Below are 16087 nucleotides of genomic sequence, written 5' to 3'. Positions count from 1 at the left end.
GGTGTTTTGCAGCTTGATCTGGCCGTGGCCGGACCGGCGAAAAGGAGAAGGATATGGACATAAGGCTCCTTGGCATCATCCTGCTTGCAGCATTTGCTGCGGGATCGCTGGCCTATGTTCTCCTGTTTTCCCGCCTTGAATCCGACAAGAAGGCGGCGACACGCCTCAACCGCATCAAGAGTGCCGAAAGCGATGCCGTCAAAGCCCGGGTCGTGCGCGACCGGGTGCAGGAAATGTCGAAACGGCGCAAATCGCTGCAGGAGACGCTGAAGGAAATCGAGCGCAAGCAGAATGAGAAGACAAAGACGGTTTCCAGCAGTTCTCTGAAACAACGTCTGGTGCAGACGGGTTTGAAGATCTCCCTGCCGCAATTCATCATTGCCAGTGCCACATTCGGTCTCGTGCTGTTCTGCCTCTGCTTCGTGGCGGGCATGAGGCCCTTGCTTGCGCTGGGGCTTGGCTTTGCCGGCGGGGCCGGCTTGCCGCGCTGGGTTGTCGGGTTTCTGATCAAGAAACGCCAGAAAAAATTTCTCGATGAATTTCCCAATGCGCTGGATGTCATGGTGCGCTCGATCAAATCCGGCCTGCCGCTCAACGATGCGCTGAGGATGATTGCCGGCGATGCCCAGGAACCGGTCAGGACGGAATTTCGCCGTGTGGTCGATGCTCAGCAGATGGGGATCACCGTTGCCGAAGCCTGCGGGCGCATGTTCAATTCCATGCCGTTGCAGGAGGTGAATTTCTTTGCCATCGTCATTGCCATTCAGTCGCAGGCGGGCGGCAATCTGTCCGAGGCACTGGCCAATCTCTCCAAGGTTTTGAGAGAGCGGCGCAAGATGAAGGCCAAGGTGCAGGCCCTGTCGATGGAGGCCAAGGCATCGGCGGTGATCATCGGCGCCCTGCCGTTTATCGTGGCGCTTCTCGTCTATCTGACCTCGCCACCCTATATCCTCATCCTGTTCACCGATCCGCGTGGCCATTTCATTTTAGGCTTTTCCGCCGTCTGGATGAGCATCGGCATTTTCGTCATGCGCAACATGATCAATTTCGACATTTGAGGAGAGCGCCGATGTCTGCCGATCTTGCTGCCCGTCTGACCGATCCAAGACTGATCATTGCGGTTCTCGTGGCTTTGGCGGTCTTCGCCACGCTTTACACCCTGATCATGCCGCTTTTCGAAAAGGGAGATCTCAACAAGCGGATGAAATCGGTGGCGCTTGAGCGCGATCAGATGCGCGCGCGCGAACGGGCTCGGATGAGTGCTTCAACCGGTCGCGGCAGCCTGCGCAATACCGATAACAGTTCCGCGCGCAAGATCGTCGAGCGGTTCAACCTGCGCAAGGCGCTTCTGGACGACAAGACAGGGGATCGTCTGAAAGCGGCGGGTCTGCGCTCGCAAAACGCCCTTCATGTGTTTCTGGCAGCGCGCTTCATTCTACCCTTCATCTGTCTGGCGCTGGCGGGCGGGTGGATTTTCGGTCTCGATCACCTGAAGGAAAGACCCTTCGCCATGCGGCTCCTGGCGACGATCGTGGCGGGCTATGTCGGTTTTTATCTGCCGAATCTTTACGTTTCCAATCGCATCACCAAGCGGCAGCTTTCGATCCGCCGCGCCTGGCCCGATGCTCTCGATCTCATTCTGATATGTGTGGAATCCGGCATGTCGATTGAAGCGGCCATGCGCAAGGCCGGCGATGAAATGGCCACCCAGTCACCGGAACTGGCCGAGGAATTGATGCTGACCACCGCCGAACTGTCCTTCCTGCAGGATCGCAAGGTCGCCTATGAAAATCTCGGCAGCCGAACCCAGCTCGATACGGTAAAATCGGTCTGCCAGGCCTTGATCCAGGCCGAGCGATATGGAACGCCGGTGGGGCAGGCGCTGCGCGTTCTGGCGCAGGAAAGCCGTGACGAGCGGATGAACGAGGCGGAAAAGAAAGCCGCCGCTCTGCCGCCCAAGCTCACGGTGCCGATGATCCTGTTTTTCCTGCCGGTGCTGATTGCCGTCATTCTCGGCCCGGCCGGTATTCGCGTCGCCGACCGTTTTTAGCGCCGTTGCTGAAACTTGCGATCTGTCTGGCCTTTTGCATAAACGCCGTTCCGGTCTTGCGGTGATGCGTCTGGAAAAAACTGCAATCATCACCACATTTGGGTGGTTGGCGAAAGAGACTGTATCGTGTGTTTTCTCAAACGCATATAAGATGCTGTTCCATGGTGAATCTGGTGTGTCTGCCTTAAATCCTCCTTGATTTAAGGAGGATGCAGTCAGGCTCACAGCCTAAGCTGTTGCAGGAGACCGGTCCATGGCGTTGAAAAAGCTTCTCATCCTTGCTGGAGCGGTGCTGATTGGAGGCCTTGTGGTCACATCTGCGCAGGCGCAGACCAGCAAGGCCGCAGGCATCACCAACTGGTCGGTTGCGCCCGAGGCGGCGCCCACCAATCTTCCCGGGGTGAAATCGCAGGATGAGATCTTTCGCCAGAAACTGGCATCCTCTTATCACTGTACGACGGATGTCGTGCCGCTGCCGACCCGTGATGGCGGCTATGGTGTACATTATTTTGACCGCGGAATGCCGGAGCGGATCTATCGCTGCACCAATGGCAGCGGCGTGACGGCAACCAGTTCATCGCCGCCACTCGGCCCTGTCTGGTTGCCTGGCATTAATCCGCGTGATGTCGGCATGGGCGACAATCCTTGAGTGAGAGCGTTTTTCACATCAGCGGCATAGTGTCCCTGAGACAGGCGATTATGTGCCGATGGTGGCCCGCTTGATCTTTGCAAGACCGTATTGTCGCCATTTGCCTGTTTTTCGCTTCGGATTATAGTGAACTCATTTGAAATATGGAAAACGCCGTGCCGCTCTCTCCTCGTCAAAGTGATATACTTGATATTGCCAAAGCCGAAGGCCGTGTCCTTGTCGAAGAGCTGGCGTTGCGATTTGGTGTGACCCCTCAGACCATTCGCAAGGATCTGAACGATCTATGCGAAGAGCGGCGTTTGACGCGCATTCATGGCGGTGCATTGTTTCCCACCGGCGTTGAAAACATGCGCTATGAGGCGCGACGTTCTCTGGCCGCGCAGGAAAAACTCTTCATCGGCCGCGCCGCAGCCGAGCTTATTCCGAACAATGCGTCGCTGTTCATCAATATCGGCACGACGACGGAAGCGGTGGGTGAAGCGTTGATCGATCATCGCGAGCTGATGGTGATTACCAATAACATCAATGTTGCCAACCGCCTGCGGGTCTTGCCCACCATGGAAGTGGTGATTGCTGGCGGTGTGGTGCGCCGCTCGGATGGCGGCATCGTCGGAGAGGCGGCAGTAGACTTCATCCGCCAGTTCAAGGTGGATTATGCCGTCATCGGTGCGTCGGCCATCGACAGGGATGGATCGCTGCTCGATTATGATTATCGCGAGGTCAAGGTAGCACAGGCCATTATCGCCAATGCCCGCCATGTCATTCTGGTGGCCGATTCGTCCAAATTCGACAGGACCGCTCCGGTCAGGATCGGCCATCTGTCGCAGGTGCATAGCTTCATCACCGATGAGATCACGCATGAGGAGATCGTTGCCATTTGCGCGGCCCATTCGGTGGCTGTGGTGGAGACGATGACAGAAAAAATCTGAACCGTAACGCGGTTTTCGCTTTCGTTTTTATTTCATTTTTCTTTCTTTTGACTATATATATTTTCGCAAGCGCGCCTTTCAAGATAAGGCCGCCATTGTCTGCACCGCCGAGGAAAACCCGGAAGAGGGGTTCGGATGCGATGTTCGGGTCGAGGAGGCTTCTATGTCCGAGAGTGCAATATTCGATGTTTTCGTCATTGGCGGCGGCGTCAATGGCACCGGCATTGCCCGTGATGCCGTGGGCCGTGGTTATTCGGTGGCGCTGGCGGAGATGAATGATTTTGCCGCCGGAACTTCTTCCGGGGCAACCAAGCTCATTCATGGTGGCTTGCGCTATCTGGAATATTATGAGTTCCGGCTGGTGCGGGAGGCACTGATGGAGCGCGAGGTGCTGTGGGCGATGGCGCCGCATATCATCTGGCCGATGCGTTTCGTTCTCCCATTCCACAAGGGCGGCGTGCGGCCTGCCTGGATGATCCGTCTCGGGCTGTTTCTCTATGACCATCTGGGTGGACGCAAACTGTTGCCGGCGACGAAAACGCTGAGCATGAAGCGCGACCCGGCAGGTAAACCGCTGAAACCCCTGTTCACCAAGGCGTTTGAATATTCCGACGGCTGGGTGGATGATGCCCGCCTCGTGGTGCTGAATGCCCGCGACGCTGCCGACCGGGGTGCACTCATTCTCAACCGGACCCGCGTTATCGGTGCAAGACGCAATAACGGTCTCTGGACGATCGAGGTTGAGGATCGCGCCACCCGCAGTCGGACCTCCTATCAGGCGAGGATGCTGATCAATGCCGCCGGTCCCTGGGTCGATAGCGTGCTGTCCAATGCCGTTGGTCGCAATAATGCCCATAATGTCCGAATGGTGCAGGGCAGTCATATCGTCATTGCGAAGAAATTCGACGATCCGCGCGCCTATTTCTTCCAGAATCCCGACAACCGCATCATTTTTGCCATTCCCTATGAGCGGGATTTCACCCTGATCGGCACGACCGACCAGGACTACAAAGGCGACCCGAAAGATGTGAAAATCACCGGACAGGAGATTGACTATCTCTGCCGCTGCGCCAGCGAATATTTCGCCGAACCAGTGAAGCCGGAGGATATCGTCTGGTCCTATTCGGCCGTGCGGCCGCTATATGACGATGGCGCTTCCAAGGCGCAGGAGGCAACCCGCGATTACGTGCTGAAACTCGAGGAGAAAGACGGCGCACCGCTTCTCAACGTTTTCGGTGGCAAGCTCACCACCTATCGTCGGCTTGGCGAACACGCGCTGGAAAAGATCGGCGAGGCCATCGGGGTCAAGGGCAAGCCGTGGACAGGTGAAAGCCATCTGCCCGGCGGCGATTTTCCACCGACCGGTTATGAGGCGGAAGTCAGCCGGTTGAAATCGGCCTGTCCCTTTCTGGAAGACCGTCATGCCCGTCGGCTGATCCGCTGTTACGGGACGCTGACCCACGCGATGCTGAAGGGGGCCGACAGTCAGGCCGCTCTTGGCCGTCACTTTGGCGGCACGCTCTATCAGGTGGAAGTGGACTGGCTGGTGAACCGCGAATGGGCGCGCACATCCGAAGATATTCTCTGGCGGCGCACCAAGCAGGGATTGCGTCTCAGCGCCGATCAGGTTCGTTCCCTCGACGCTTATCTTGAAACCGCTGAAGCAGCCTGATTGTTTTAAATATGCAGTCCTGGGGGAGCCGCAGATCTCCCCAAGGACTGCATTAGGGTCAAAACTCAATCATGATGGTTGTTCTGCAAGGCGTATTTTGTGTCTGAGTAGAAGGAAAGGTGCAGGAAATGCTCCCCATTTTCAAACCTTTCCGACGCCCGCAGGCACAAAATACGCCTTGCCCAAAGGGTTGAACGGGATGGGCCGCCTGATTGCGAACAATGCTCGACAAGGCAAACCGGCCTTGTCTTGCGCTTGTTCGCTGCCATACAATCCCATCCCGTTCAACAGAACACCCATCCTGATTGAGTTTTGACCCTAAAGGTCTGCGTTCAAATCCTGCCGCGCATGGCATGTGCCTTGTAAACGCCGAGAATGCGGACTTTTTCTGAAAAGAACCGCAGTTCCTCCAGCGCCCGTTTGACAGGGGCGTCATCAGGATGGCCTTCGATATCGGCGTAAAACTGGGTGGCGATAAATTTGCCGCCGATCTGATAGCTTTCCAGCTTGGTCATGTTGACGCCATTGGTGGCGAAACCGCCCAGCGCCTTATAGAGCGCTGCCGGAATATTGCGGACATTGTAGACGAAGGTGGTGATGAACCGTTCCTCCGGTGCACTGCGTTTCAGCTCGACCGGATCGCGCGCCAGAATGACGAAGCGGGTGACGTTGTCCTCGGAATCCTCGACATTCTCGGCCAGAATATCAAGCCCATAGAGCGAAGCGGCCAGCCGTGGCGCAAGCGCTGCCATGGAGCGATCCTTTCGCTCCGACACAAGCTTGGCCGCACCTGCCGTATCTCCGGCGACCACAGCCTTCCAGCCATGGCTGCGCACGATCTTGCGGCACTGGCCAAGCGCATGGATATGGCTGTGCACGCTGCGGATTTCGTCGAGCTTCACCCCCGGCAGCGCCATCAGCTGAAAGCGGATCGGCATGAAATATTCACCGACGATATGAAGCCGGGAGAGCGGTAGCAGATAATGAATATCGGCAACGCGCCCGGCCAGCGTGTTTTCGATCGGGATCATCGCCAGATCGGCGTCGCCGTTTTCCAGCGCGGTGAAGGCATCCTCGAAGGTCGGGCAGGGCAGGGGTTCCATGTCCGGGAACATGTCGCGGCAGGCCATGTCGGAATTGGCGCCGTAATCGCCCTGAAAGGAAATGCGGTTGGTCAAGCTGGTCATGCTGGTTCCTGTCATGCTGAAAGAATGGCCCGTGCCTTTTCCAGATCCGCCGGTGTGTCGACGCCGAGCGGCACGGTCTCGACGATTTCGGCATCGATGCGCATCCCCGCTTCCAGTGCCCGCAGCTGTTCAAGCGATTCCCGCTTTTCCAGCACCGAGGGGGAAAGGGCAACGAAGCGCTCGAGAGCGGCGCGGCGATAGGCATAAAGCCCGATATGATGATAGAGCGGACCTTCGCCATAAGGGGCTGTGGCGCGGGTGAAGTAGAGCGCTCGAAGTCGGGTGTCCGACAGCGGTGAACCGACGATCTTCACGACGTTCGGATTGGTTTTTTCCGCCTCTTCGGTGATCTTCACCGTCAAGGTGGCGATATCCACCGCAGGATCTTCCAAAGGACGCAGGGCAGCACGAATGCTGTCTGGGTCGATGGTCGGCAGATCGCCTTGCACATTGATGATGATCTCGGCCTCGCCTTTGGGATCGACCGTGGTGAGCGCCTCGTAAATCCGGTCCGAGCCGGACTGGTGGCTCATGCCGGTCATGATGGCCGTAAAACCCGCCTCTTCCACCGCATTGCGGACCCTTTCGTCATCGACGGCAACAACGATCCTGCCCACTTGCGCCTCGGCGGCACGATGTGCAACCTGAACGATCATCGGCAGTCCGGCAATTTCGGCGAGCGGTTTGCCCGGCAGGCGAGTTGACGCCATGCGGGCAGGGATGAGAATCAGCGCCTTAGGGAATTTGGGGTCATGCATTGGAAAATGCCTTATCAAGCAGGGGCAAACGGTGGCAAAAGGTCTCAGAGCGGCCAGACATAATCAGGTTGCATATCTTTAGCAAACGTCATAGCTTTTTAGCTAATGCATTTTTACCGTGAAAAATGGAGTGGTTTTGCGGGCGTGACAGCATCGTGCGTTTTCACAAAGGCAGATAGGATGCTGTAACATTGAAAATATGCTGCATCGTTTTCTCCTTAAATCTCAGTGGATTTAAGGCATTATGCAGGAGAATGCAGACGGCGTGTGGAGGGATGTCCGGTTATCGTTGACGGACTTTTTGGGGAGAACTCACCGAATGAATTCCACTTTCAACATGGGGGCGGGTGCCTTGCTGGGCACAGTGTTCGTGCTGATGACGATTTATAATGTCTCGGACGGCCTGTTCAGTTCTCCTGCCCCGGAAAAGGAAGGTTATGCCATCGTGGCTGCTGAAGCGCCTGCTGCCGGAGGCGCTGCCAAGGAAGCGCCAGCCGAACAGCCGATCGCCAAGCTTCTGGCCTCTGCGGATGTCAAGGCGGGCGCGCAGATCTTCAAGAAATGTGGGGCCTGTCATGATGACACCAAGGGCGGCCCCAACAAGGTCGGTCCCAATCTCTGGGGCGTGGTTGGCCGGCCTGTCGCAAGCCATGAGGGCTTTGCCTATTCCGCCGCGATGAAGGATTTTTCCAAGGGTGGGTCCGAGCACTGGACCTATGAAAACCTCAACCATTTCCTGACATCGCCGCGCAAATTTGTCTCAGGCACGGCCATGGGGTTTGCCGGTCTGCCGAAAGAGCAGGACCGTGCCGATATCATCGCTTATCTGCGCACCCAGGCCGATACGCCAGAACCGTTGCCGACAAACTGACAATCGGGAAAGCCATATCGATCAGCGATGGTCGATATGCGGCTTGTGAAAGACGTCGTCGGCAGGTGGAATGGCCTGCCGCTCGATCATCCGGTGTACGCGCGGACCCTTTTCGCCCTTGTGGAGGTCCATGAGCCGGTCGGTGATGTCGGCGTCGGCACGGGTGCGGCGATGGTTGTGGCGCACATAATCCACCCAGGTCGGGGTGTGATAGGTTTCGGTCCAGATATCCGGATTTTCCAGATCGCGCATCAAGGCCCAGTTCTGCGCCCCGTCACGGATGCGGATACGCCGTCGCTCGACCATGATTTTCAAAAATTCCGGCACGTCCTTGTCGTCGATTTCAAAATCGATCTGCACGACGATCGGGCCGCTGCGCGGGCGGATATCGAGCCGGAGCGGCGGTTCGTTGAAGCGATTGAGCGGGTTGAGATCGAGTGAGGCAAAGGCGGGCATGGGCAGGAAAAAACCGATGGCAACGCCAAGCACCATGACGATGGCGGAAAACACCAGCGCATGGCCCGAACTGACATGTTCGGCCAGGAGGCCCCAGATCCAGCTGCCCGACGCCATGCCGCCAAAGGCTGCCGTCTGGTAAAGCGCCAGCGCGCGCCCGACCACCCAGCGCGGTGTCGACAGTTGCACCACGGTATTGAACAGGGAAAGCGCCAGAACCCAGCAGGCCCCCGCCGCCATCAGGGCAGGCACGGTCAGCCACACATGCTCACTGATGCCGGTCAGGGCCGATGCAAGAGCAAAGCCGGCAAAGGAACAACGGACGATCTCTTCACTGGACAGCTTTTCCCTGATGCGCCCGTTGGAGAGCGCGCCGGCAATCGCGCCGATGCCGAAGGCACCCAGCAGCGCACCATAGATCAACGGTCCGCCCGCCAGATTGTTTTTCGCCACCAGCGGCAGAAGCGCCAGAATGGCCGTGGCGGCGAAGCCGAAAAAGAAGCTGCGGAACACAACCTTCATCAGGTTGGGCGACATGAACATGTAGCGCAAGCCGGCGGCGATGGCGCTTCCCAGGTTCTCGCGCGGCAGGGGGTTGGCCGGATAGGCCGGTTTCCAGCGCAAAAGCGCATAGATCATTGACAGATAGCTGACGGCATTGACGGCAAAGGCTGCCGCTGCGCTGGCGACGGCAACGATAATGCCGCCAAGGGCGGGACCGATGCTGCGGGTGATGTTGTAGCCGATACTGTTAAGCGAGACGGCAGCGGGGACGTCTTCACGGGTGACGATATCACCGACGGAGGCCTGCCAGGCCGGACCGCTCAGCGCCGAGCCGCAGCCGATGAGAAAGGTGAAGCCCAGAAGCGACCAGGGGGTGAGCCAGTCCTGCCAGGCAAAGACCGACAGCAGTGCCGAAACGGAAAGCAGGAAAATCTGTGCCGTCAGCATGACCCTTCGCCGGTCATAACTGTCGGCGATGGCGCCTGCCATCAGCGAAAACAGCATGATTGGTGCCGTGTTCGAGGCCTGCACCAGGGCGACCATGCTTTTCGATGAGGAAATGGAGGTCATCATCCAGGCTGCGCCGACATCCTGAATGAGGCCACCGAAATTGGAGGTGATGCTGGCGATCCAGATCGTCAGGAAAACGGGGTTGCGCAGGGGGGAAAGCGAGGAAACTCTATCCGGCACGGTCTTGTCCGATGCAGTCGATGAAGGGAATCTTGATATAAAGCAACCGTAACGGCATTGCCTGCCTTTTCCAGCTCTTTTATGCAAGAAAACTGCAAAAGAGCCCGAATTTTGGCAAAGCTGGAAAATGGCTGCAACTTGCCTTTTCAGCGCCTTCGCCGGTTTGTTGCGGCACGACTTGCAATTTCAGTCGAGTGGGCGTATATGACATTCAAATTCTTGATCGTCAGATGAAGGGTGGGCCCGAAAGGACCCGCTCTTTTTTATTGGTAATGACCCCTTACGGGGAACAGGAGGCAAGGCTTGTCAGACCATGACGCCGGCAGAAAGGTGCCCGAACCGCGCCTGATCACGGAAACCGGACTGGATCGGCGCATCGCCGACATCATCGAACCGGTGATCGTCGACATGGGCTTTCGTCTCGTGCGCGTGCGGATGATGAACCAGAACGGCCTGACCATGCAGATCATGGCCGAGCGTGAAGACGGCACCATGACCGTTGAGGATTGCGAAGCGCTCTCCATGGCTGTTTCGCCGGTTCTCGATGTGGAAGATCCTGTCGACAAGGCCTATCATCTGGAAGTATCATCGCCCGGTATTGATCGCCCCATGGTGCGCGTGTCCGATTTCGAGCGTTGGAGCGGCCATCTGGTCAAGTGTGAGACTTCGGTTCTGGTGGAAAACCGCAAGCGTTTCCGCGGGAAGATCGTTGCGGTCGAAGCTGATAGCTTTACGCTGGAGCGCGACCAGATCGCCTATGGCGAGGAGCCGCAGATCCGGATCGCTTTTGCCGCACTGGCCGAGGCAAAGCTTATTCTGACCGACGATCTGATCCGCGATGCGCTGCGCGCCGACAAACTGGCGAGAGCCGAAGCGGCCAACCAGAATGACGGGCAGAACGACGACAGCGACGAAGAATAACCGATAACACCGCCGACAGGGGCGTCGCCCCGGCAGGAAGACGGAGACTTTAGACAATGGCAGTCAGTGCTAACCGGCTTGAGCTGTTGCAGATCGCGGATGCGGTCGCACGCGAAAAGGTCATCGATCGTGAGATCGTTCTCGCCGCGATGGCGGATGCCATCCAGAAGGCAGCCCGCTCACGTTACGGTTCCGAGACCAATATCCGCGCCGACATCAATTCCAAGACCGGCGAGATCCGCCTGCAGCGTCTGCTGGAAGTGGTTGAGACGGTTGAGGACTATTCGACCCAGATTGCTCTGCCGCTGGCCCGCGACCGCAATGTCGATGCCAAGCTCGGCGATTTTATCGCCGACCCGCTGCCGCCGATGGATTTCGGCCGCATTGCCGCCCAGTCGGCCAAGCAGGTGATCGTGCAGAAGGTGCGCGAGGCCGAGCGTGATCGTCAGTTCGACGAGTTCAAGGATCGTGTTGGCGAAATCATCAACGGCACGGTCAAGCGCGTTGAATATGGCAATGTCATCGTCGATCTCGGCCGTGGCGAAGGCATTATCCGCCGCGACGAGATGATCCCGCGCGAAACCATGCGTTATGGCGATCGCGTGCGCGCCTATGTCTACGATGTGCGCCGCGAACAGCGCGGTCCGCAGATCTTCCTGTCGCGCACCCATCCGCAGTTCATGGTCAAGCTTTTCACCATGGAAGTGCCGGAAATCTATGACGGCATCATCCAGATCAAGTCGGTTGCCCGCGATCCGGGTTCGCGCGCCAAGATCGCCGTTATTTCGAATGACTCCTCGATCGATCCGGTCGGCGCCTGCGTCGGTATGCGCGGCAGCCGCGTCCAGGCCGTTGTCGGCGAGCTTCAGGGCGAGAAGATCGATATCATTCCGTGGTCGCCGGATCCGGCCTCCTTCATCGTCAATGCGCTGCAGCCCGCCGAAGTGGCCAAGGTGGTGCTCGACGAGGATGCCGAGCGCATTGAGGTCGTCGTGCCGGATGAGCAGCTGTCTCTGGCCATTGGTCGTCGCGGTCAGAACGTGCGTCTGGCCTCGCAACTGACCGGCTGGGATATCGACATCATGACGGAAGCCGAAGAATCCGAGCGCCGCCAGAAGGAATTCAACGAACGCACCAATCTGTTCATGGACGCGCTCGACGTTGACGAAATGGTCGGTCAGGTTCTGGCTTCGGAAGGCTTTGCCGCCGTTGAGGAACTGGCCTATGTCGATCTCGATGAAATTGCTTCCATTGACGGTTTCGATGGGGATACGGCTGAAGAAATCCAGACGCGCGCCCGCGAATATCTGGACAAGATCGAGGCCGAAATGGATGCCCGTCGCCGCGAACTCGGCGTGTCGGACGAACTTCTGTCGATTGACGGCATGAACAACCGCATGCTGGTTGCGCTGGGCGAGGACGGCATCAAGACCATTGAAGATTTTGCCGGCTGTGCCGCCGACGATCTGGTCGGGTGGAGTGAACGCAAGAATGGTGAAACCAAGAAGTTCGAGGGCCTTTTCTCGAAATTCGATATTTCCCGCGTCGATGCGGAAAACATGATCGTGCAGGCCCGTCTGGCCGCAGGCTGGATCACCGAAGCCGATCTTGCCGCCGAAGCGGAGGCTCTCGCGGCTGAGGAGAATGATGCGGCGGAAGCCGGCGCGGACGAGACCGGACAGGACGCATGATGGCCGTGGATCGGCCGGAAACGGGGATGACGCGCAAAAAGGATGACGCCAGCGAGCGCACCTGCATCGTCACTCGCGAGACCGGCACGCCGGATCGGTTGATCCGTTTCGTCGCAGCCCCCGATGGCAGCGTCGTGCCGGATCTGAAACGGGAATTGCCGGGACGCGGCTGCTGGGTAACGGCATCGCGTGCGGCGGTGGACAAGGCGGTGGCGAAAAAACTCTTCGCCCGCGCATTGAAGACAGAGGCGAGGGCCGCTCCCGCTCTTGGGGCGGAGGTGGATCGTCTCCTCGTCCGTCAAGTGGCGGGCATGATGAACCTGGCGCGCAAGGCGGGCCAGTTTGTCAGTGGATCGGCTAAAGTCGATCTGGCTATTCGCAGCGGCGAGGCTCTGGCGGTGTTTCATGCCGTCGACGCCGCAGCCGATGGCGTGAGAAAAATCGACCAGGCACGCAAGGCCTGGCACCTTGGAATGGAGACGGACGCCGAAATTCCGGCTTTCCGTCTGTTTTCTGCGGCGGAAATGGACGAACTGATGGGCCAGAATGCGTTTATCCATGCTTGCGCGCTTGCAGGGCAGGCGGGTGAGGGTGTAGTGAAACGCGCAACTCTGCTCGAAACCTATCGCGGTGTGATACCGCAGGAGACGGGCGGCGCTGGCCGGACTTCACAATGATGCGGTCACCGGCAGGCGCCGGTCTCCGCAGTGTAGCAGGACAGGATGTGAACGGCGTGGGGTGATGCTGAAAGGTATCCGACCGCGCCCGAAGGAACGGAACGGAATGACCGACAGCAAAGACGACAAGACACTCAGCGTAACGGGCAAGAAGACGCTCACGCTCAAGCCGACGGGCGTGAACCAGGGTACCGTGCGCCAGGATATGGGTCGCGGTCGAACCAAGGCCGTCGTGGTCGAGACGCGCAAGCGCCGCCCGACCCGGCCCGAGGACGAAAAGCCGGTCACGCCGACCCAGACACGCGCGCCCGAACCGGTCGCATCTGCGCCGAAACCGGTACAACCGCAGCAGCAGCCGCAAAGGCCGGCAGCAGCGAGCCAGCCGCCGCGCGGCGGTCAGACCAACCAGTATTCGCAGAACCGCAATCCCGGGCGTCCGCAGCCGCAGGGCAATCAGCCCTCGCGCAACAATGACCGTCCACGCGGCAATGTTCTGCATGATCTCTCCGCTGGCGAGATGGAAGCCCGCCGCCGGGCGCTGATCGAAGCCCAGGCTCGTGAGGTCGAGGAAGCCAAGCGTCGCGCCGAGGAAGAAGCCCGCCGCAAGGTCGAGGAAGCAGAACGCCAGCGTCAGGCCGAAGAGGAAGCCCGCCGTCAGGCCGAGGAAGAAAAGGCGCGTGCCGCCCTCGCAGCAACTGAAAGCGTGGCGGAACAGAGCCCGACCGAGGCAAAATCCGCTGAACCGGCTTCCGTTGCCAAGGCGGAAGAGCCGAAAGCCGCCGCTCCGGCCCGGGCTGAGGCACAGTCGCAACGCGCACCTGCTGCCGCACGGCCCGCAGACGCTCGTCCGGCGGCAGCGCCTGCTGCCCCTGGCGCTGCCTTCCCTCGTGGCCGCAAGGCTGGCGACGATGATGATGATGATCGCGGCGCAAACCGCAGCGGCGCGCCGCGTGGCAAGGTGGTTCGTCCCGAACCGGCCAAGGCTCCCGTTCGTCCCAAGGGTGAGGCCGACCGCCGCCGCGGCAAGCTGACCGTCACCAGCGCTGATGTTGATGAGGATGGTGCAGCACGGGGTCGCTCGCTCGCCTCCATGCGTCGCCGTCAGGAAAAATTCCGCCGCAGCCAGATGCAGGAAACCCGCGAAAAGGTCATGCGCGAAGTCATCCTGCCGGAAACCATCACCATTCAGGAACTGTCGCAGCGTATGTCCGAACGCGCTGTGGACGTTATCAAATACCTGATGAAGGAAGGTCAGATGATGAAGCCGGGCGACGTCATCGACGCCGATCTGGCCGAACTGATCGCCACGGAATTTGGCCACACCGTCAAGCGCGTTTCCGAATCGGATGTGGAAGAAGGCATCTTCAACATTTCCGACGAGGAAGGCGAACTTCTGCCGCGCGCACCGGTCGTCACCATTATGGGTCACGTCGACCACGGCAAAACCTCGCTGCTCGACGCCATCCGCAAGGCCAATGTCGTGGCCGGTGAAGCCGGTGGCATCACCCAGCATATCGGTGCCTATCAGGTTGAGCAGAACGGTCAGAAGATCACCTTCATCGACACGCCCGGTCACGCGGCCTTCACTGCCATGCGTGCCCGCGGCGCGCAGGTGACCGACATCGCCATCCTCGTGGTGGCTGCCGATGACAGTGTCATGCCGCAGACGATCGAATCGATCAATCACGCCAAGGCGGCCGGCGTGCCGATCATCGTGGCGATCAACAAGATCGACAAGCCGTCCGCCGATCCGCAGCGGGTGCGCACAGCGCTTTTGCAGCATGAGGTTTTCGTCGAATCCATGGGCGGCGATGTTCTCGAAGTCGAGGTGTCGGCCAAGAACGGCACCAATCTCGACAAGCTGCTCGAAGCCATCCTGCTTCAGGCCGAAGTGCTCGATCTCAAGGCCAATCCGAACCGCACGGCGGAAGGTTCGGTCATCGAAGCCCAGCTCGACCGCGGTCGCGGTGCTGTGGCAACGGTCTTGATCCAGAAGGGCACGCTGAAGCCCGGCCAGATCATCGTCGCTGGCGACCAGTGGGGTCGTGTGCGCGCGCTGGTCAACGACAAGGGTGAACATGTCAAGGACGCCGGTCCGGCCATGCCGGTCGAAATCCTCGGCCTGTCCGGCACGCCGCAGGCGGGTGATAAATTCGCAGTCGTTGAAAACGAGGCCCGCGCCCGTGAGATCTCGGAATATCGTCAGCGTCTCGCCCGCGACAAGGCGGCGGCACGCCAGTCCGGTTCGCGCGGCTCGCTGGAGCAGATGATGAACCAGCTTCAGTCTTCCGGACTGAAGGAATTCCCGCTGGTGATCAAGGGCGACGTGCAAGGCTCGATCGAAGCCATTGCCGGTGCTCTGGACAAGCTCGGCACCGACGAGGTGCGTGCGCGCATCGTTCACTCTGGCGTCGGCGGCGTAACCGAATCGGATATTTCGCTGGCCGAAGCCTCGAACGCCGCCATTATTGGCTTCAACGTCCGCGCCAATGCCCAGGCACGCACGGCCGCCGAACGCACCGGCACGGAAATTCGCTATTACAACATCATCTACGATCTGGTGGATGACGTGAAGGCGGCCATGTCGGGTCTTCTGTCGCCGGAACGGCGCGAAACCTTCCTCGGCAATGCCGAGATCCTCGAAGTGTTCAACATCACCAAGGTCGGCAAGGTTGCCGGTTGCCGTGTGGTCGAGGGCAAGGTCGAGCGTGGTGCAGGTGTGCGTCTGGTGCGCGACAACGTCGTTATCCACGAAGGCAAGCTCAAGACCCTCAAGCGCTTCAAGGACGAGGTTTCCGAAGTGCCGGTCGGTCAGGAATGCGGCATGGCCTTCGAGAATTACGAAGATATCCGCGCTGGCGACACCATCGAGTGCTTCCGCGTCGAACACATCACCCGCTCGCTCTAAAGCTTTCGGGGTTACGGTTTGGGAAATCGCCGTGAAAACGGCGGTTTCCTCGTTTGTATGACAGTTAAGGACAGCATCTGCTGTCTTTCGGGTCCGATCCCCACCCGCCTTTGACCGCGTGTCC

Annotated in this window: 13 protein-coding genes; 10 read left to right on the top strand and 3 right to left on the bottom strand. The window is 59.1% G+C overall.

Annotated elements, in window-relative coordinates; translation table 11 throughout:
• Positions 1 to 53 precede the first annotated feature (53 nt).
• From NAC44_RS05430 to glpD, 5 genes are all read left to right on the top strand, one after another.
• Positions 54 to 1058: a type II secretion system F family protein gene (locus NAC44_RS05430; RefSeq protein ID WP_250938630.1), complete on the top strand. Its 1005-nt coding sequence runs from the start codon at positions 54 to 56 to the stop codon at positions 1056 to 1058.
• 11 nt (positions 1059 to 1069) lie between these two features.
• Positions 1070 to 2050: a type II secretion system F family protein gene (locus NAC44_RS05425; RefSeq protein ID WP_250938628.1), complete on the top strand. Its 981-nt coding sequence runs from the start codon at positions 1070 to 1072 to the stop codon at positions 2048 to 2050.
• A 253-nt stretch (positions 2051 to 2303) separates the two neighbouring features.
• Entirely contained in the window at positions 2304 to 2699 is a 396-nt protein-coding gene (locus tag NAC44_RS05420) for a hypothetical protein (RefSeq protein WP_250938626.1), read from the top strand.
• 155 nt (positions 2700 to 2854) lie between these two features.
• Positions 2855 to 3628 carry a DeoR/GlpR family DNA-binding transcription regulator gene (locus NAC44_RS05415; protein WP_250938625.1) on the top strand — a complete coding sequence of 258 codons (774 nt, stop codon included), beginning with the start codon at positions 2855 to 2857 and terminating at the stop codon, positions 3626 to 3628.
• A gap of 163 nt (positions 3629 to 3791) precedes the next feature.
• Positions 3792 to 5300 carry a glycerol-3-phosphate dehydrogenase gene (gene glpD, locus NAC44_RS05410; protein ID WP_250938623.1) on the top strand — a complete coding sequence of 503 codons (1509 nt, stop codon included), beginning with the start codon at positions 3792 to 3794 and terminating at the stop codon, positions 5298 to 5300.
• Between the two features lie 332 nt (positions 5301 to 5632).
• Here the strand turns inward: glpD and NAC44_RS05405 are convergent, their stop codons facing one another.
• Both NAC44_RS05405 and NAC44_RS05400 read right to left on the bottom strand, forming a co-directional pair.
• Positions 5633 to 6487, bottom strand: coding sequence for a prephenate dehydratase (locus tag NAC44_RS05405; protein WP_250938621.1), 855 nt, complete (start codon positions 6485 to 6487; stop codon positions 5633 to 5635).
• A gap of 11 nt (positions 6488 to 6498) precedes the next feature.
• Complete coding sequence (locus tag NAC44_RS05400) at positions 6499 to 7245, bottom strand: 3-deoxy-manno-octulosonate cytidylyltransferase (protein WP_250938620.1); 747 nt, start codon at positions 7243 to 7245, stop codon at positions 6499 to 6501.
• 319 nt (positions 7246 to 7564) lie between these two features.
• Here NAC44_RS05400 and NAC44_RS05395 point away from each other — a divergent pair, with 319 nt between their 5' ends.
• Positions 7565 to 8116, top strand: a complete 552-nt coding sequence (locus NAC44_RS05395; protein WP_250938618.1) for a c-type cytochrome — start codon at positions 7565 to 7567, stop codon at positions 8114 to 8116.
• A gap of 21 nt (positions 8117 to 8137) precedes the next feature.
• Here the strand turns inward: NAC44_RS05395 and NAC44_RS05390 are convergent, their stop codons facing one another.
• Positions 8138 to 9766: an MFS transporter gene (locus NAC44_RS05390; RefSeq protein ID WP_250938616.1), complete on the bottom strand. Its 1629-nt coding sequence runs from the start codon at positions 9764 to 9766 to the stop codon at positions 8138 to 8140.
• 303 nt (positions 9767 to 10069) lie between these two features.
• Between NAC44_RS05390 and rimP the strand changes: the two genes are divergently transcribed.
• From rimP to infB, 4 genes are all read left to right on the top strand, one after another.
• Positions 10070 to 10687, top strand: a complete 618-nt coding sequence (gene rimP, locus NAC44_RS05385; protein ID WP_250938614.1) for a ribosome maturation factor RimP — start codon at positions 10070 to 10072, stop codon at positions 10685 to 10687.
• Positions 10688 to 10743: 56 nt separating this feature from the next.
• Positions 10744 to 12378, top strand: a complete 1635-nt coding sequence (nusA, locus tag NAC44_RS05380; RefSeq protein ID WP_250938612.1) for a transcription termination factor NusA — start codon at positions 10744 to 10746, stop codon at positions 12376 to 12378.
• The gene (locus tag NAC44_RS05375) at positions 12378 to 13055 is read left to right on the top strand and encodes an RNA-binding protein (RefSeq protein ID WP_420839885.1); all 678 of its coding nucleotides are present in this window, start codon (positions 12378 to 12380) and stop codon (positions 13053 to 13055) included. The genes nusA and NAC44_RS05375 overlap by 1 nt, the downstream gene beginning before the upstream one ends.
• Positions 13056 to 13161: 106 nt before the next feature.
• The gene (gene infB / locus NAC44_RS05370) at positions 13162 to 15963 is read left to right on the top strand and encodes a translation initiation factor IF-2 (RefSeq protein ID WP_250938608.1); all 2802 of its coding nucleotides are present in this window, start codon (positions 13162 to 13164) and stop codon (positions 15961 to 15963) included.
• The last annotated feature ends 124 nt before the right edge of the window (positions 15964 to 16087 follow it).

The organism is Allorhizobium sonneratiae (assembly GCF_023700755.1).
Taxonomy (GTDB): domain Bacteria; phylum Pseudomonadota; class Alphaproteobacteria; order Rhizobiales; family Rhizobiaceae; genus Allorhizobium; species Allorhizobium sonneratiae.
Note: the sequence above shows the minus strand (reverse complement) of the source record. Positions and strands in the feature narration are given on the sequence as shown.